This window comes from Shewanella sp. 10N.286.45.A1 (assembly GCF_041470405.1).
Lineage (GTDB): Bacteria > Pseudomonadota > Gammaproteobacteria > Enterobacterales > Shewanellaceae > Shewanella.
This window is the reverse complement of sequence record NZ_JBFRMK010000317.1, coordinates 1-16,888: the sequence shown is the minus strand read 5'-3', so window position 1 is coordinate 16,888 and position 16,888 is coordinate 1. Positions and strand designations below refer to the sequence as shown.

General features: G+C 41.6%; 16 protein-coding genes. 9 read left to right on the top strand and 7 right to left on the bottom strand.

The window, feature by feature from the left end; all coding sequences use genetic code 11:
* Positions 1 to 128 precede the first annotated feature (128 nt).
* Together AB4238_RS20255 and AB4238_RS20250 are read right to left on the bottom strand one after the other, a co-directional pair.
* Positions 129 to 956, bottom strand: a complete 828-nt coding sequence (locus AB4238_RS20255; RefSeq protein WP_372035199.1) for a hypothetical protein — start codon at positions 954 to 956, stop codon at positions 129 to 131.
* Positions 957 to 1,401: 445 nt separating this feature from the next.
* Positions 1,402 to 1,773 carry a diacylglycerol kinase gene (locus AB4238_RS20250; RefSeq protein WP_371992166.1) on the bottom strand — a complete coding sequence of 124 codons (372 nt, stop codon included), beginning with the start codon at positions 1,771 to 1,773 and terminating at the stop codon, positions 1,402 to 1,404.
* Between the two features lie 281 nt (positions 1,774 to 2,054).
* Here AB4238_RS20250 and AB4238_RS20245 point away from each other — a divergent pair, with 281 nt between their 5' ends.
* Both AB4238_RS20245 and AB4238_RS20240 read left to right on the top strand, forming a co-directional pair.
* The gene (locus AB4238_RS20245) at positions 2,055 to 2,948 is read left to right on the top strand and encodes a DNA ligase (protein ID WP_372035194.1); all 894 of its coding nucleotides are present in this window, start codon (positions 2,055 to 2,057) and stop codon (positions 2,946 to 2,948) included.
* A 121-nt stretch (positions 2,949 to 3,069) separates the two neighbouring features.
* A complete protein-coding gene (locus tag AB4238_RS20240) occupies positions 3,070 to 3,468 on the top strand; it encodes a DUF1353 domain-containing protein (RefSeq protein WP_372035192.1) in 399 nt (132 codons plus the stop codon).
* Between the two features lie 61 nt (positions 3,469 to 3,529).
* Here AB4238_RS20240 and AB4238_RS20235 read toward each other — a convergent pair whose 3' ends face one another.
* Complete coding sequence (locus AB4238_RS20235) at positions 3,530 to 4,450, bottom strand: LysR family transcriptional regulator (RefSeq protein WP_372035190.1); 921 nt, start codon at positions 4,448 to 4,450, stop codon at positions 3,530 to 3,532.
* Positions 4,451 to 4,580: 130 nt separating this feature from the next.
* Here AB4238_RS20235 and AB4238_RS20230 point away from each other — a divergent pair, with 130 nt between their 5' ends.
* Together AB4238_RS20230 and AB4238_RS20225 are read left to right on the top strand one after the other, a co-directional pair.
* Entirely contained in the window at positions 4,581 to 6,491 is a 1,911-nt protein-coding gene (locus AB4238_RS20230) for an alkyl/aryl-sulfatase (RefSeq protein ID WP_372035188.1), read from the top strand.
* A gap of 216 nt (positions 6,492 to 6,707) precedes the next feature.
* Positions 6,708 to 6,965 (top strand): hypothetical protein, encoded by a 258-nt coding sequence (locus tag AB4238_RS20225; protein WP_372035186.1) that lies wholly within the window; start codon positions 6,708 to 6,710, stop codon positions 6,963 to 6,965.
* 42 nt (positions 6,966 to 7,007) lie between these two features.
* On the opposite strand, the gene AB4238_RS20220 is transcribed toward AB4238_RS20225, so the two are convergent.
* From AB4238_RS20220 to AB4238_RS20210, 3 genes are all read right to left on the bottom strand, one after another.
* On the bottom strand, positions 7,008 to 7,586 hold the full coding sequence (locus tag AB4238_RS20220) for a HupE/UreJ family protein (RefSeq protein ID WP_372035197.1): 579 nt from the start codon (positions 7,584 to 7,586) through the stop codon (positions 7,008 to 7,010).
* 242 nt (positions 7,587 to 7,828) lie between these two features.
* On the bottom strand, positions 7,829 to 8,767 hold the full coding sequence (gene ylqF / locus AB4238_RS20215) for a ribosome biogenesis GTPase YlqF (RefSeq protein ID WP_372035185.1): 939 nt from the start codon (positions 8,765 to 8,767) through the stop codon (positions 7,829 to 7,831).
* Between the two features lie 106 nt (positions 8,768 to 8,873).
* Entirely contained in the window at positions 8,874 to 9,713 is an 840-nt protein-coding gene (locus AB4238_RS20210) for an isopenicillin N synthase family dioxygenase (protein ID WP_372035184.1), read from the bottom strand.
* A 382-nt stretch (positions 9,714 to 10,095) separates the two neighbouring features.
* Here AB4238_RS20210 and AB4238_RS20205 point away from each other — a divergent pair, with 382 nt between their 5' ends.
* From AB4238_RS20205 to AB4238_RS20190, 4 genes are all read left to right on the top strand, one after another.
* Positions 10,096 to 11,007 (top strand): bifunctional methionine sulfoxide reductase B/A protein, encoded by a 912-nt coding sequence (locus AB4238_RS20205; protein WP_372035182.1) that lies wholly within the window; start codon positions 10,096 to 10,098, stop codon positions 11,005 to 11,007.
* A gap of 212 nt (positions 11,008 to 11,219) precedes the next feature.
* Complete coding sequence (locus AB4238_RS20200) at positions 11,220 to 12,293, top strand: nucleotidyltransferase family protein (protein ID WP_372035181.1); 1,074 nt, start codon at positions 11,220 to 11,222, stop codon at positions 12,291 to 12,293.
* Positions 12,290 to 12,790, top strand: coding sequence for a lasso peptide biosynthesis B2 protein (locus AB4238_RS20195; protein WP_372035179.1), 501 nt, complete (start codon positions 12,290 to 12,292; stop codon positions 12,788 to 12,790). The genes AB4238_RS20200 and AB4238_RS20195 overlap by 4 nt, the downstream gene beginning before the upstream one ends.
* 215 nt (positions 12,791 to 13,005) lie before the next feature.
* Positions 13,006 to 13,971, top strand: coding sequence for a sugar-transfer associated ATP-grasp domain-containing protein (locus AB4238_RS20190; RefSeq protein WP_372035177.1), 966 nt, complete (start codon positions 13,006 to 13,008; stop codon positions 13,969 to 13,971).
* Here the strand turns inward: AB4238_RS20190 and AB4238_RS20185 are convergent.
* Positions 13,963 to 14,886 carry a hypothetical protein gene (locus tag AB4238_RS20185; protein ID WP_372035175.1) on the bottom strand — a complete coding sequence of 308 codons (924 nt, stop codon included), beginning with the start codon at positions 14,884 to 14,886 and terminating at the stop codon, positions 13,963 to 13,965. The two genes, AB4238_RS20190 and AB4238_RS20185, sit on opposite strands and share 9 nt — an antisense overlap.
* Before the next feature lie 90 nt (positions 14,887 to 14,976).
* Between AB4238_RS20185 and AB4238_RS20180 the strand changes: the two genes are divergently transcribed.
* Positions 14,977 to 16,644 carry an ATP-binding cassette domain-containing protein gene (locus tag AB4238_RS20180; protein ID WP_372035174.1) on the top strand — a complete coding sequence of 556 codons (1,668 nt, stop codon included), beginning with the start codon at positions 14,977 to 14,979 and terminating at the stop codon, positions 16,642 to 16,644.
* Positions 16,645 to 16,888 lie beyond the last annotated feature (244 nt).

Here is a 16,888-nt window from a genome sequence, read left to right as displayed (position 1 = left end):
TAACTGACCGGCATTACACCCTTAGGTGTCTTTTTTTATTCAATTCGAAACGTTGATGAAGTACTTCAGTTTAGTTATTTAACTAAGTAATGAGTTTTAAATTAAACCTAATTCTACACTTCCAACACCTAGAATTGGTAACTTACCGATAGCATCGGGCCTGTAAAGCTGTAGTACATATTGTAATCAGCAAGCTTTATATCAGTATCTTTTATGTTGGTGGTGTATTCAACATCAACTTCATAGTAATTAAATGCAGCTGTCATATGCCAGTTTTCAGTAATTGCGGCCTGAACACCTAATCGAATATCAACTAAACCACCTTTTAAATCATCTAGTTTGATATAAAAGTATTGTGCATGGCCGCTAAACATAAAGCCTGGATAAAGCTCATAACTGCCATATACCCCTATATCGGGTAAGGGGGCAGTTAACTTCTCATCAACAACTTTAGGAATGGTAATGGTGTCTGGACAGCGGGTTTCAATTTCGACTTCACAAATACCTATATCGCCTTTGAAGGCTGTTTTGATAAACATGGCATGCAGGCCTACTGACAGACCGACCTCATAATGATCACCTTGAAAAATATCATAGCCATAACCAATGCGGGCAATGTCGATGTTTAATGTGGTGTCGAGTGCAATCCCAGCTTTTACATCATAGGTTGTATCGTCCCAAGTAAATTGGAATGGCTTTTCAACCGATTGATTAAGGGCGCTGCGGTGTAGTTGTTTCCAATCGATATAAATATTATGTCTATCGTTAAAACGGTGAATAAATTCAAAGAAAGGTAAAAACTGAGAGTCTTCAAGCTTTAAATCTTGCTCAAAGTCTAATGAGAAATCATTACCAAGTAGAGGGTCGTTTACATCTATAGTTGAATCTGTATTAGCGTAAAAGCCACCGACACGAATGATAGTATCATTCGCGGCATAGGCGCTATAGCTAGTCATCAGGGCCAATAACGTGGCAGTGATAAATGTGGAACTTTTAAACATTAAAAGTAACTCCGCAATCTCTTATAATTTTTATTTTGTAGCTGTTGAATCGTGTCAACAGTCTATGGACATCGAAAACAGCATAACAGTATATGTGGAAATGTGAACGATATGTTTCAAAAAATGTCTGAATTGTTTGATCTAATGCATACAAACTGTATTTTTCGCTGCTTTTGAAGGGATTTGTAGTTGATCCAGCGGTATAGATAAGGGAGTTGTGCTAGCTCCAAAAGGACAGTAAAGCGAGTTATTATTCTAAATGTTTGAAGTGCAGTGAATATGCGTACATGAGTATATTCACTGAGCATCGGAACTTGTCGTCATCGATGGATCAGAGCGACAAGTTCAGATGAGGCGGTAATAGGATGTTTGTGCGCTACTTAGATTAAATACACTTAGATTAAATAAATTTCGGTAACAGGATAAGTAACCAAGTTAAGCCGCAAAAGAATAGGCTCATAAATACCGCTGCGGATGCAATATCTTTAGCTTGGCCGCTCAGAGGATGGATTTCATCGCTAATCCTATCGACAACAGCTTCAATAGCAGAATTTAGTAACTCGACAATAAGGACAACAAAAAGCCCCAAGATTAACAGAATACGCTCAACCGTAGTGACATCTACGAGTAAGGCAACAGGTAACATGATTGCAGCAAGAATTAACTCTTGTCTAAATGCTGCTTCATGTTTCCAAGCAAGTTTTAGTCCTTGCATTGAAAACCCAGTCGCTCTAATGACGCGCTTAATACCGTGGTTATTAGCAGGTTTCATATATCCCCATCTTATAATTGATTATTGTTTTACAGTGGTTGGTGCCCAAAATAGCGGGCTAGTATAATCGTAATATAACTAAATATGTAGTCAATTAAAGTCAAGTTCAACAACAATCTTGTTACATGTCACGCTTTCGCTACTTAATGGCTCAATGAAAGTTGACTAAGCGTATTATTTCAATAAGTCAGTCATTTAGCTGATGGCGAACCTCAAGCTCAGAACTAGGCTTCAAAACGAGCAATAGTCTTTTACTATTTATCGTCACCATGGAGCCATATATGACAAAGGTTAATAAGCTAAGTTCAAATAGGGAGCATTTACAGTTTTTGAATTGGCTGTTTTTACTGTTCATTAGCTTTGTTTCTATATCCGTTGAATTAAACGCTAGCGAAATATCAAAGCCCTCCTTGCAGCTTGCTACCGAATTCCAAGCTGATAGCTCGATGCAGATAGAAGACTATTTAGTCAGTGAAAAACTCGATGGCGTAAGAGGCTATTGGAATGGCAGCATAATGTTATCTCGTTCGGGGCGGAGGATTAACCTGCCCCAGTGGTTTACTAAAGGCTTCCCTGCTTATCCTATTGATGGCGAACTATGGATAGGGCGCAACAAGTTTGAGCAGGTTTCAGCAATTGTTCGAAAACACCATGCTAGCGATGCCCAATGGCAACAGGTTCGATTTATGGTATTTGATCTACCTGGAGAAAGTAGCCCCTTTGCCACCCGGTATAAGAAAGCGTTAACTGAATTAGCTAATATCAGTTGCTACATTGAGGTGATCCCACAGTTTTCAGTTACAGATAAATCAGCGTTAGATAATCAACTAGCCGCTATTGTTGAAAACAATGGTGAAGGGTTGATGTTACACAGAAAAGGTGCGTTTTACCGAGTTGGCCGCAGTCACGATATCGTTAAGTTAAAACCCTTCTATGATGCTGAAGCAACAGTACTTGCCCATAAACAGGGTAAAGGTAAATACACTGGCATGATGGGGGCGCTGCTGGTGGAAAATGAGCAAGGCGTTCAGTTTCGTATAGGCACTGGTTTTACTGATAGTGAACGACGTAACCCTCCTCAAGTAGGCAGTGTGATCACTTATAAATACTTTGGTAAAACCCAGAAAGGGACACCAAGGTTCGCTAGCTTCCTGCGCGTGCGTGATCCCATATAGGGGAAGGGTCAACGTTTGTTGATGTTATTTCAATATGGAAGCAGAATAATTCCAATTACGTTGGGTATAACTGTAGGATAACGCAATTCTTTTTTGGCTTACCGGTGTGTTAGGAGATAAATTGATTAACTATAAACGGCGAAGAAAGTACAAATATAACCTGCACTCAGTACTGACCTATGCCACGGGATTATCAGTTGATGACCCGGTAGCAAACCGTTTTATTGAGATAGATGAGAGCGGTCTACTCACCATAAAGCCCGGCTATGCTTGGGATGGCCCTAGTAGCCCTGCAATTGACAGTAAGAATTTTATGCAAGGTTCACTCATTCATGATGCGCTATATCAGTTAATGCGTGAGGAGATACTGCCGCAATCAGCGAGACAGCGTGCCGATGAAATTTTAAGAGAGGTCTGTTTGCAAGATGGTATGTCGGCCTTTCGTGCTTGGTATGTCTACCAAGGCGTAAGAATAGGTGGGGGAAAATCAGCTAAACCTGATCTACTAACAGCGCCTTAGTTTTTGGGAAATATATATTTCATTGCTTTATGATGGTCTATCTTCGATTGACCATTATGCTTTAAAGACAATTGTAATTTTTAGCGGCTTTTAAGCATAAACCTCTAAGCCATCTATGGCTGGGGTCGTTGGTGCGTGATGAATGCCAAAACATCGCAACTTCAAGCGATTCTGTTAGAAACGGAGTGTTAAGCTCTTTTAAATTATGGATTTGAATGTATTGCTGAACTGCTGTTTTGGGGAATAGCCCTATATAATCGGTGCGCATGATTACTGGTAACATTTCCATAATGCTACTCGCTTGCCAAGCGACGTTTCGTTGGCCTAATAAACCTTCACTCTGCAAGCCTCGTCCAATAAGGTAGCCATCATCTTTATCAAACTTGGAGTGAGTAACGTGTTTTTCATTTAAGAATTGCTCGACGGATATGCTGCTGCCGGTGAGTCGAGGGTGATCTGATCGACACAGTAGTTGCAAGGAGTCTTGCATGATCACTTTCGAACGTAGGTTTGAATGTTGGTTTGCGACGACTTCAATCACCAAATCACATTGTTGTGCTCTAAGTTCGTTGGTCATATCTCGCCCGAGTAATGGCTCAACTTTTACGCTGGCGAGCGGGGCTTCTATACTCATCAAGGTACTAAGCTCCGGTAATAGTGTAAAACCAAATACACTTAATGCACTGATCCCAAACCGCCGCTCACATTCCGCAGCGATGAAGTTTTTATGCTCGGGTAGCATGTGGGCAATGCTCTCTACTGAGTTTGCCAGCGTCGGATATACATCTATTGCAAAAGGAGTTGGGGTGATGCCATGGCTGCCACGAATAAATAGGGAATCTTCAAAAATATCTCTTAATCGGCTAACACTCTGACTGACCGCAGACTGGGTGATCCCCAGCCGCTTAGCCGCTTTAGTGAAGTTCTTTTCTTCGAAAATAGCAACAAAAGTTGGAATTAGACTGTAATCTGAGTGTTTCATTTACTTATGCCGTTTATCATATTTAGCTCTTGATATTAGATATCTTATATCAAGTATCAGCCATCTTATAAGCTTTTTAATTATTCTATTGCCAACTTAAAGTCGTTAATTAAACATACTAAGCGTGGTTATGATGAATAAAACTCTCCTTACTCTATCTATAGCTGGGGCTATGTCTTTATCTGGGCTTGCGATAGCGCATGATAATGAAGCCAATCGATTTGATAATGTCGAAGTGACCATTCCTACATTATCCCATGACTACTATCTTGGCGAAGGTTCTGGAGCGACTCATTTTTGGCATGGCTCAGATAAAGACATGCTGTGGACCGCTACGGGTGGCAACGACGCTTTTGACGCCAAGTCAAACAAGGTTCATCCGCAATTAACTGCACATTCTAAAAAAATGGAAAAAGGCGTCTTTGCTTATAAAGACAAGTTCTTCCAAGTTTACGGTTATGGTTTAACGTCACCGATGATAGTTGACGGCGATGAGGGGTTACTCATTTTTGATCCGGTAGAATCAGTGGACAAAATGAAATCTGTCATGGAGGACTTCCGCAAAGTTACCGGTAACAACAAACCTGTCGCGGCAGTGATGTATTCACATTGGCATCCAGATCATTATGCTGGTGTTCGTGGCATTGAAGGCGCTGAAAATGCGAAGATTATTGCTCATGAAACCTTTATGGCTAATGTTGTAAAAGGCTCAATGGGTGGCACTGGACCTGCGCTAGGTTTCCGAGTCGATTACTCGCTAGGTACCTTACTCAATGTAGAAGAAGCTGGCCGAATTAATGGTGGCCTCGGGCCCGATTTTGAAATACGAGAACACAGTCTAATTGCTCCTAATGTTTTAGTTAAAGGGACGAACGGAATACTGCAAACTGAGATCGCTGGCGTTAAGATTGAATTCAAGCATGTGCCTTCAGAAGCTTCTGATGAGATCACCGCCTATTTCCCAGAGTTTGACTTGTTATTTGGTTCTGAAGTCATTCAGGGTGAGAGTTTCCCTAACTTGCATACAATTCGTGGTACTAAATACCGTGATCCAAGTATTTGGTTCCCTGGTGTTGATACGCTACGTGAATATAAAGCTGAAGCCATGATGCTCTCACATGGGCGTCCAGTTGTTGGTGGAGCATATGTCGATGATACGCTAACCGCATACCGTGATGCGATTCAGTTTACCTATGATCAGTCAATCAAAGCCATCAACAATGGTTCAACTCAAGAAGACCTAATTCGAGAGATAAAGTTACCAAAGCATCTTGAAAATCATCCTTGGTTGGGAGATTTTTACGGCTCTATACGTCATGCTGCGAAGCAAATTTTTGTTGGTGAGATGGGCTGGTTTGACGGTGACCCAACAACGCTGAATCCGACATACTCAGTCGCGGCTTCTGAGCGCTATATTGCTATGGTTGGTGGTAAAGAGCAAATGATGAAGTTTGCTATGGATGCCTGCAACAATGACGATTTTCAGTGGTGTGCAGAGCTTGCTACCCACGCAATACGTGTTGATCTCAATGACATGGAGCCTAGATTACTTAAAGCCAAGGCGCTACGTGAGTTAGGTTACCGCGAAACGAACAACAACTGGCGTAACTGGTACCTGACTTCTGCACAAGAACTTGACGGTACCATTGATTATTCAAAGAAGATTAACCTTCAAGCGCCAGATTTGATGGCTGAGTTTGAACCCGCTCAATTGGTTAATGCACTTCGTTTCGGCTTAAATGCCGAACGTAGTCAGGACCAGCATTTTACCGTAGCGTTTGAGTTTACTGATACTGACGAAACCCATGCAATTGAAGTTAGACGCAGTGTGGCGCAGTTCCATAAAAACTATGACAATGCAGCCAAAGCGACTGTGAAACTGACCAAGCCAGTATTTCTTGGTTTGTTGGTTGGAAAAGTTGATTTCACTAATGCCGTAAAAGAAGGTTATATCAAGTTAGAGGGTGATGCTAAAGCGGTACCTGAGTTCTTTGGCTTGTTTGATAAGCCAGCAGAAAATCCAAAAATTACTGTACGTTGATCTATGAGTCAAGCATGCCACTTTTTACAAGTGGCATGCTTATCGTAGCAAGTTGTTTAAAGATTTAATCGCTCAATGAGAGTTTTGACTGCCTACTTCAGCGTTGAATGAGCTGATAAGGGATCCCCATTTTGTAATTTATTCGCTATGAATTGGATAGTAAAAAATACTCTGAGTTGATCAAGCTCTCTTACTGATTGGTATAAGATTTAATTTATGAAACAGATAATCTGCCTAGTAGGCACACTTTTTATTAGTTGCTCTGCTTGGTCATGTGGCAACCATGTTGACTGGTCAGTACCGCACATTCATCATCACGATGCATTGGTTACCGCTGCTAATGAATCTGAACCAACCGCCCCAAAAACCATTAGCTTGAGTGACATATATGACGGTGTGTTGTTAACGCCTGACAGTGTTGATGAGAACGCGGAGCATCAACACACCAAAGAGGATCAACATCGTCATAAGTGAAATAACCTGTTTTAGTTCGCAGGTCATTGACTCAATGACGCTTTAAACACTGAGCAGAAGGTATCCACCAACAAGTGCTATCACGCCGCCTGATGAACGAACTAAACGGTTTCGAGGGTCCTTATCTTGCATCGCAATCCCCAGTATCACACCCACAATATGTATTGCTGATGTACCACAGATAAACCCAAGAACATAGAGAGCGGGCTCTGCAAGTTGCGGCATTTCTACGCCGTGTGCATGGCCATGAAATATGGCGAAAGTAGCGACAAAGGCCATGACTAACCACTGAGGTAACTTCCTATCGATCGCTAAGGCGAGGCCTAAGAGTAAAACAGAAGCAGCAATTCCAAACTCGACAAATGGTATAGGAAGGGCAAGCAGCCCTACTATCCCGCCAAAAAGCATGAATAGAACAAATACTGTAGGTACGGTCCAGATAGCTCTGCCACCAAGTTTAGTACTCAGGATCCCAACACATATCATCGCTAACATGTGATCAAATCCGAGAACTGGATGATTAAACCCAGAGATAAAACCGCCAGTAGAATGAAGCTCATGGGCTTGTGCTGGAAGGCTTAAGAAAACTGTCAGTATAGACAAAGTGATAAAGCGCATAATCATAATAATCCTTTATATGATGGACTCAGAAAGATTGCAGCAATCTACACCACATTCAAGCTATACAAATTGATATAGACCAATAGCTTGGTAAACATTGTGCAAGTTTTAACGACATACAAAGCAAGCCCATAATGCTTATCTTTGAAAAGGGAAGGGTTGTGGTAGGTACTGCGGTGCAAAATAATGGCTAATAAAAAAGCGCTGAATTCAGCGCTTTTTTATTAATACTGGGAAATCGATTACTTGTGGCGTTTACCTGCACGCTTAAGCGCTTCATTCTCTTTACGAGCCTTCTTTTTAGCTTCTTTCTCAGCCATGATTTTAGCGACTTCGACTTTCTCAACTTCTGCCATCGCAGGGGTTTCAAGTGAAAGTAAGCCCATTTTTCCTGAGCGAAACTCATGTAATACTAACTCTGATGCTTTGTGCAGATCGATACGTCCACCAGGACGCATAGCGCCGCGTTGACGACCAATGGCTTCAAGTAGCTCGATATCGGTATCGGGCAACTCTTTTAATTTATAACGTTCTTTAATCGCTTCTGGGTATGCCGCTAAGAAGTATTCAGCGGCAAACATAGCCACATCTTCATAATCCATTGCGGTGTCTTTAATTGCACCTGTAACCGCTAGGCGGTAACTGCTTTTATCGTTGTCGACCTTTGGCCATAAAATACCAGGGGTATCTGATAGCACGATACCATTACGCAAGTTAATCCGTTGCTGGACCTTTGTAACCGCTGGCTCATTACCTGTTTTTGCAATAGTACGACCCGCTAAGGTATTGATGATGGTTGATTTTCCTACGTTGGGGATCCCCATAATCATGGTGCGGATATCTTTTTCAATTTTGTCGCGGCTAGGGACAAACTTGCGACAAAGATCAGGGATCTTTTTTACCTGTGCTGCTTGCAAGGTGGTGATAGCCATGGCTTTTACCCCTTGCTCTTGCTCAAGGTATTCAATCCATTGTTGGGTGACAACAGGATCCGCTAAGTCAGATTTATTCAGTAGTTTAATACATGGTTTATCACCACGTAGTGAGGACACCATGGGATTTTCGCTGCTGTATGGAATACGAGCATCTAGCACCTCAATGACGAGATCGACTTGAGGCATAACCTCTGCGATCTCTTTTTGTGCCTTATGCATGTGCCCGGGATACCACTGAATTGCCATCTGCTTGCTCTTTGTTCGAATAACGATATGGAGGGGATTTTACCTTGTTGCAGTTAATTTTAACAAATAAAAAGCGCCCGAAAGCGCTTTATTAGCCGTTTAAGCGTTAAATAACACCTAATTCACGCAGACGTTCCATCAAATAACTATCGGCAGTGTAGTTTTCCGATAGTTTAACTTCAGGTTTAGGATGTAAAAACAGCGGTAAAGAGACGCGCGCTTTTGTCATATCGCTGCCTTCAGGGTTTATCACTCGATGGCTGGTTGATGGGAAGTATCCGCCAGAGGCTTCTTGTAACATATCACCTATGTTGATGATGATATTACCAAAGTCGCTAGGTACATCTATCCAAGAGTCATCTTTTAACTGTACTTGTAAGCCAGGTTCATTTGCCGCGGGTAGCACCGTAAGCAAGTTAATATCTTCATGGGCTGCAGCGCGGATAGCACCAACTTCTTCGTCGCCAGACATTGGCGGGTAATGCAGAACACGTAACAGTGTTTTCTGACTGTCTGCAATCATCTTTGGCAATGCCATCGAAAACTTGTCTTTTACCTCTTGTGGTGAGTGCTGCTCAACCCAATCAAGCAGTTCTGCTGCGAGGCTATTAGCACTGTCGTAGTATTTCAATATATTAGCTTTTAGCTGTTCTGGAATACGGCCCCATGGGTAGACATGATAGTACTCTTTAATATCCTTGACCGTGTGACCTTTGGCTGTTTCTGATATTTCAGCAGGGAAGAAGCCATCCTGAGTTTCTGGCTTAAATAGAAAAGCTCTTTTCTCTTCAGTATTAAAGAAGGCTTGCCACTCGCTGTAGATATCTTCAACCAGTTGTTTGTCGATAGGGTGGTTGCTTAACACGCCAAATCCCGTGTCTCGTAGCGATTTTACAAATTTCTCAGCACTGTCTGCTGCTCTGTAATCAATTGTCTCTAGTTGCATATTCTCTATTCTTATTTTTAGTTAACCCGAGGCAAGTTTAGCGGCGCTGTTATATCGACGCAATCATCGGTGAGCTAGATCACACTTACTATTGTTTTACACAGTGAAAAGTGACTTGTTATATATGGTTATTGCGATATATATTAATGTGTTAGCAATCAACACGCCCCTAGTACTATACTGCTAAATACTTTTAATTTATTTAACGGATGAATAGTAATCACATTATTTTTTAGCATTATTGACCGAAATAGTTCATCTTTATGTTATCTGCTCGGTAAGATTAATCGGGCATATAAACTAATTTAACAATAGATGAATGTAATTTGTTTTATCTAAGGTCTATATGATCAAGTCATTCGGTATAGATAGAGTAGTTCTCATGCGCAAACTAACAGATTTTGAAAAACAGGTAATAGAACAAAAGGGCACTGAAAGACCCTATAGCGGCGAGTTTTATCAGCATGATGCACGAGGTGTGTATTGTTGTAAAAAATGTGATGCTCCCTTATACCGCTCTGAGAGCAAATTTAATGCTCATTGCGGTTGGCCTGCCTTTGATGATGAAATTGGCGGAGCGGTAAAACGCAATATTGACGCCGATGGCCGTCGTGTAGAAATAGTGTGTGCTGAGTGCGATGGGCACTTAGGACATGTATTTGAAGGCGAGTTTCTTACCCCTAAAAACGTAAGACACTGTGTTAACTCGGTATCGATGGTTTTTAAGGCTACAGATGAGTTGGAGACAGCAGAGAATAAGAAAGAACTAGCAACATTTGGCGGAGGTTGTTTCTGGTGTACTGAGGCTGTCTTCAGTGCCTTAGAAGGGGTAAAATCAGTCGTATCTGGTTATGCTGGAGGCAGCGCAGTAGATGCTAATTATCGAGCTGTGTGCAGTGGCATGACAAGTCATGCTGAGGTGGTGCATATCGAATTCGACCCTGATGTCATTAGTTATGAAAGTCTACTGGAAGTATTTTGGCAAAGTCATGACCCGACCACTTTAAACAGGCAAGGTAATGACAGTGGGCCTCAGTACCGCTCTGTTGTCTTTATTCATAGCGACAAACAAGCAGAGCTTGTAAATGGGATGATTAACACCCTGACCAAAGCGGTTGTTTGGCCGGATCCTATTGTTACAGAAGTCTCTGCTTTCGATGGTTTTTATCCTGCAGAAGATTACCACAATGACTATTTCGAACTTAACGGCGAGCAGCCATACTGCCAAATAGTGGTGAAGCCTAAAGTCGATAAAGTTAAGGCGTTATTTGCAGAACTGCTTAAAAGTCAGTAATCGGAGTTTATTCGATCGCTATACTTTATACGAAGAGGCCTCATCACTATGTAAATGAATTGTTTTGATTTTGTTGGTTAGTGGGTTTGAAATTTGTTGCTAATCATTTATCATAACCTTCAACAGTTAGGTTACATTTTAATGAGTATATGCAAGCGTTTAGCCAAAAATCCTTCAGTTGCTTTTTATGCTTATGTCATCCTGAAATTAAAGTGGATTTGTTAGCCACTAAGCTGTCTGATTATTCATTTAGTGAATCAAAATTAAAAGGATTAATTGATCAACATCGGGTTTGGAGTGTCGTCGCTCGAAATATCAATAAACTAGATACGGACTACTTTTCTGCAGAGTTTTATGATTGGCTTAATAAAGCAAATGAGCGATGTAAACGTAAAACACTGCAACAGTTTAAAGTTCAGAGCCAAATAGCGGCTAAGTTTGATCGTTTAGGCATCAGCTATCGATTCTTTAAGGGCAGTGATTTAGCACTGCGTTTGTATGGTGATTTAGTGGCTCGCTCTTCAAATGATATTGATCTATTAGTCGCAGAGACTGATGTAATTGCAGCCGAAGCTATCTTGCTTGAATTTGGCTACAGCGCCATGTATGGACAGTTTTCTGACTCATGTATTGCATCAAAGTTGCATAATGAACGCAGTAAAGACAGATCTTATAACGCCAAAAACTTACCTTTGATAGAATTACATTTGCGGATAGGAAACATTGAAACGGAATTCACTAAAACCGTTACTGATACGTTGCTTAAAAAGACTAACTCATTAAGCGTGATTGAATACCTATATTTATGCTATCACGCCATGAGAACCAGTTGTCACCGTGTTAAATGGCTAGTAGATATTGCAAGTTATCATGAAGCCCTTAGTCGTCAAAACCCTGATTGGCACCTGACTAAGTGGGCATTGGCTAAGCGCTATGGCTTATCCAAACAAGTTTCATTAATGGAAAGACTATTAGAAACTAGTTTTGCTTTGTCGGTGACCGCGGTTCCTTCATGGAAAGAAAAAGCGTACGAACAACATATCATAAAAACATGGCATTCTGTTCCTCAAAATAGTGGTGGTTTTTATAGTGTAGTGGTAATGCCATTTTTGTTGGAGGGCTGCTATAAAAACCAACTATTGATATTAAAACACTATATTTTTGGCGTCGATCATTTGGATAAACCATTTATTAATCAATTTGCAATAACTGATGGTCGACTTGCACGAATATTAATCCCCGTTAGAAAAGTATTTCGGTTATTCAAGCGAGTAAAAAGTCTATGAAGTCAGTACTCATAGTGTTACGTCGTAAGTTCGCGTCATTCTTGAGGCGAGGTCTGTTTTTTAAGCTTGGTTTTATCCCAACCTGGTTACTTCTTGGAGCCGCTAGAGCGATGGTATTAGTATTCGCTTTTGCTCGTTTAGCGCCTTTTTTGGGAAGGAAAGTGGATAAAGAAGCTTGGGACCAACCTATGCAACCCCTCAGTGTGAATACCATCAAGAAAGCGCAAAAAATATCAAGGCTGATTGTGACAACAGTTCGCTATTGTCCATGGAATGCAAACTGTTTAGCGCAGGCCATAGTCGCCAGGTTTTGGCTTGCGCTTTGTGGGGTCCCTTACCGTATCTATTTTGGTTTGCGCCGTGAAGACGCTGACTTAAAGGCACATGCATGGGTTTGCAGCGGAAGCTATTTTGTTTCCGGTGGTGACGGTTTTAAAGGGCATACTGTGGTGGGGTGTTATGGCTGTAACACTGAATCTACAGCAGAGTGTAAGTGATGTTCTCCTTTCTACAACGGCTAAAAACGCAGCTTTTAAGACGTCGGCCTCAATTTAGATATAGCTGGCGCTTTATTTTTGCAGATGGCGATATTGCTGTTCATCGAAAAATAATGTTTGTAAGCTTTAGGGCAAAGCCCGTCCTAGCTTTAGTGTTTTTATATCAATTGTCTGTATGGCTTATCTATTGGCATTGGCGAATTATGTTTCGCGCGATGAAAATCCATTCCCAAAATGCAGAGCTTGCTATTAGCCAACAAGTGGTTGGAATATTACGAGCAGGCATAGGCCAGGGAATTAGTGCCTTTGAGTATTACCATTTCCAGCTTTATCAAAAGCCAGCTTCAAGTTGGTGGCAGTATGTGTTTGATTATCAACTGCCATATTTTCATTCCGTGTATCAGAGGTTCGAGCCTACTGCAATATCTAAGCAATTTATGCTCAATAAAGGAGTGTTTGCAGATACCTTAAAAAATGCTGGTGGTCGTTCTGTAGCGACGCTTGATATTATCGAACTAAATGCCCCATGGCCTATAAATGATTGGTTAAATTTGTCTCGTCGTGTATTTATTAAGCCTGAAGGCGCGTCGGGTAGCAAGGGGTGTGTCTGTTTGTATGAGACTGACAATTGGCAATTTGAGTATCAAGCTGATGTTTATTCTGGCACGGCTGGATTACAAGCTTTAAAGGCGCAGTTACCTAAAGGTAACTACATCATTCAACCGTGTTTAGAAAATCATCCTCAACTGAACGTATTACAACAAAGTAGCAAGGTCATTACTTTACGTGTCGTCACTTGTTTTGATGCGGACGAACCGATTGTGGTAATGGCAAACCTTGAGCTAAATAATGATTCAAATAAGCGTATGGATATTTTTGTAATCAATATCGATGACGGCAGTGTGCAATTTGATGGCGATTCTAGCAACCCACGTGATTCTGATGGCTTTACTCCGATAGTGCTACCCCATTGGGATGATGTGCTGTTAGAAGTGATTAAAGCGCATCAGTTATGTAAGGATATACACACCGTAGGCTGGGATGTTGTGATAACCATTGATGGTGTGTTGCTGTTGGAAGGTAACGTTAACTGGGGAATAAATGTCATGCAAGTTGTTAGGCAGCAGCCATTACTACCTTTATTGAGCAAAGCAAGTTCACGATATCGGCAATCAAGTTAATAAACCGGTGAGTTGCTCTGATATCGCCTCTCCGTACTCCTTAGTTGAATTAAACTTTGATAATTCAGGCAAGAGCATACGGTAACTGTCACATTGGTGTTGTAGCTGTCGGTTGAGCTTGAAAAATGTTTCTTGTTGTTTAAATAGCCTAACAAGGTGTCGCCGATAGGTGAAGTGGTGCAGTTGTTTAAAAGAGTCAAAACGGCTTAGCTTTATGATGTTTGCTTTGGAGTCTTGAGCACGATCTGAAGAGATAAAGATACATTTTATGATGGGTTGAGCTTGTATAGCAAACCTGTCATCGGGGATGTCCCAACCTAGTTTGTTAACACCTGGCGCGGTGGTCGATAAAGTGCTGATGTTCAGATCCATGTCAACCAAATTCGTGGGGCTGAGCTTGAAACGCTTATGCGCGGGGTTTACACATAGTTGATGATTGTGGTTGTACTGAAGGGCGACAATGTCGTCAGTATATACAGTCTGTTTTGCTTGAATTAGCGCTGTAGCCAGCGTACTTTTGCCTGTTCCGCTATCAGCTAAGAGTATTATCGCACCTTTAGCTGTCGCTAATGCTAGGCCGTGTAGTGGGATTTGGCCATTGAGGTGCAACAAGGTGCCCAGTCCAGAGCCTAAAATAGCGGTAATAGCGTGAGATTCAGTCAAGTCAGGATAAAAGTTGTAACTAATTTTTCTTTGTTTTTCAATCAGCAGTGAACCGAACAATGGCTGATTGATTAACGCTTGCTCGCCATTAAACTGAAGATTTCTATAGCTAGAAATAACGTTAGATAAAGAGAGTGGAACGGGTGCTGAAGATATCTTTATACTCGCTTTTTCATGTGTTAAGGCAGCCGGAAGCAAAAGCTTGGTTTGTACGCATAAGCCGTAAAGTTTGTAGGTATTTGTTTTCGTCACTGAATACTGAGGCCATTTGAGTTTGATGGCGAAACATATTAATAGAATAAGTTATTAATGGAAAATGAATATTAAGGGAGATTGGTATAAATGTGGCTTAATTTGCGTTTGATTTATGGTTACTTGGTTAATTTATGGAAGCAAGCGCCTCGGTTACTGTTAATCGCTTTCGGCTTACTACTGCTGAGTAGTATTACCGAAGGTATTGGCATTTTAATGTTAATACCGATTATAAATGTCATGTCGGATCAAGCTGGCTCGCTCCCCTCTTGGTTGGCAAATATCAAAGGGATTGAGTCGCTACCGCTATTGTGGGTGTTAGTGGTGTTTTTGTTATTGCTACTATCTCGTGCGGTGTTGATTTTTTTCCGTGAAAGGGTGATGAACCGAATTCGGCTGCAAACCACCGATGCATTGCGCAGTCAGCTGTTTAAGTCATTTCTTTATGCCGACTGGACGAGCCGGTTAAGCTCTGCAAAACATCAAGAACTCGAACAATTAACTAACGGTGTAAACAGAGTCGGCATGACGACTTTTTATATTTTGAAGTTGGCCATTGTCATCACCATGTTTAGTGCATATGTTGTGGTATCGGTATTAGTGGCACCTATGGCGCTAATTTTGACAAGCGTAGTGGGGATATTGCTGTTGTTCATCTTTCGTCGAGTTTTTACGCTGGCGACTCAGTTTGGTAAGGGCTTAACCAATAATAACCAGCAATTATATCAACGGGTACTTTTTTTTCTTAATGGCATGAAGTCAGTAAAAGCTGGTGCTTACGAAGTTGAACAATTACAGACGTTTGAAGATAGTCAGTACGATTTAAGAAATAATCAACAGACGTACCATAAAGCAACTACGCTGAGAGTTTTAGGCGTTCAATCTGTCAGTGCATTTCTTATTTGCACACTGGTTTATTTAGGTTTGCATTTTTGGCAGTTCGGTATCACAGAACTTGCCGTGTTTGTCGTGATTTTCAGCCGAATGATGCCGATGTTTAACGAAATGCAGAGCAATGTTCAACAGTTACTGCATATGTTGCCAGCTTATAACGATATTAAGCTTACTATCGATAGCAACTTACAATCTAGTGAGCAAGGTGCTAACGCAGAAGTCGTTTTCCCCAAGCGTAGTTTAACTCTCGACACGGTCAGTTTTAGCTACCCGCAGCGCAGCGTTACACTCGACAAACTGTCAGTAACATTCCCGCTAAACCAGATCACCTTAGTTTCAGGGCCATCAGGAAAAGGAAAAACAACGGTGATTGACATTTTGGCCAGTATTCTCGTGCCAAGTGGTGGAAGCCTTTTGTTAGATGGTAAGCCTTTGCGCTTGGCGCAACGCCGTACTTGGCGGCAGCAGATAAGTTATTTATCGCAAGAGTCATTCTTGTTTAACGGTAGCGTAAGAGATAATTTACTGTTTGGCGAGAGTGCAACTGACAGCGAGATCTGGCGTGTATTAAACTTATGCCAAGCCGATTTTGTGGCGGAATTACCTAGGCAACTTGATAGTGCAATTGGAGAGGGTGGTGGGCAGTTATCTGGCGGGCAACGCCAACGACTGGTCTTGGCCAGAGCATTATTGCGCAAACGTTCACTGCTGATATTAGATGAAGCCATGAACGCTTTAGATGCAGATAATGAAAGAAAGATATTGCGAGTATTACAGCAGTTACGCCCTGAGATGACGATAGTGATGGTGAGTCACAGCGAGCAAGCTCTCGACTTCGCCGATTGTGTGGTGAGATTGCCCTAGCTAAAACGTAGCTGGGCATGCTCGTTTTATCGTCATAGCTGGTGTTTACGGTTAATAGGCATGCTAGCCAGTGCGTTCACTACCTGTGTCTTGCTATAGGTGCATCTGATGGGTTTAAGCCTGCAACATTTGGCTAACGTATTGTATTAGGTTGTTCTAAATCTTGTATTGTCGAGCTGTGAGTGAATGCTTGCACTGCAAAACGCTGTAGGCAAGTATTGGAGCTTGAGCTAATAGTTATTCT

What these genes read in the sequence shown, in the direction of transcription:
- AB4238_RS20205 (WP_372035182.1), top strand. Translation starts at nt 10,096, where the DNA reads ATGCGCAAACTAACAGATTTTGAAAAACAGGTAATAGAACAAAAGGGC.
- AB4238_RS20190 (WP_372035177.1), top strand. Translation starts at nt 13,006, where the DNA reads ATGAAAATCCATTCCCAAAATGCAGAGCTTGCTATTAGCCAACAAGTG.
- AB4238_RS20245 (WP_372035194.1), top strand. Translation starts at nt 2,055, where the DNA reads ATGACAAAGGTTAATAAGCTAAGTTCAAATAGGGAGCATTTACAGTTT.
- AB4238_RS20250 (WP_371992166.1), bottom strand. Translation starts at nt 1,773, where the DNA reads ATGAAACCTGCTAATAACCACGGTATTAAGCGCGTCATTAGAGCGACT.
- AB4238_RS20180 (WP_372035174.1), top strand. Translation starts at nt 14,977, where the DNA reads ATGTGGCTTAATTTGCGTTTGATTTATGGTTACTTGGTTAATTTATGG.
- AB4238_RS20230 (WP_372035188.1), top strand. Translation starts at nt 4,581, where the DNA reads ATGATGAATAAAACTCTCCTTACTCTATCTATAGCTGGGGCTATGTCT.
- AB4238_RS20210 (WP_372035184.1), bottom strand. Translation starts at nt 9,713, where the DNA reads ATGCAACTAGAGACAATTGATTACAGAGCAGCAGACAGTGCTGAGAAA.
- AB4238_RS20235 (WP_372035190.1), bottom strand. Translation starts at nt 4,450, where the DNA reads ATGAAACACTCAGATTACAGTCTAATTCCAACTTTTGTTGCTATTTTC.
- AB4238_RS20195 (WP_372035179.1), top strand. Translation starts at nt 12,290, where the DNA reads ATGAAGTCAGTACTCATAGTGTTACGTCGTAAGTTCGCGTCATTCTTG.
- AB4238_RS20255 (WP_372035199.1), bottom strand. Translation starts at nt 956, where the DNA reads ATGACTAGCTATAGCGCCTATGCCGCGAATGATACTATCATTCGTGTC.
- ylqF (WP_372035185.1), bottom strand. Translation starts at nt 8,767, where the DNA reads ATGGCAATTCAGTGGTATCCCGGGCACATGCATAAGGCACAAAAAGAG.
- AB4238_RS20225 (WP_372035186.1), top strand. Translation starts at nt 6,708, where the DNA reads ATGAAACAGATAATCTGCCTAGTAGGCACACTTTTTATTAGTTGCTCT.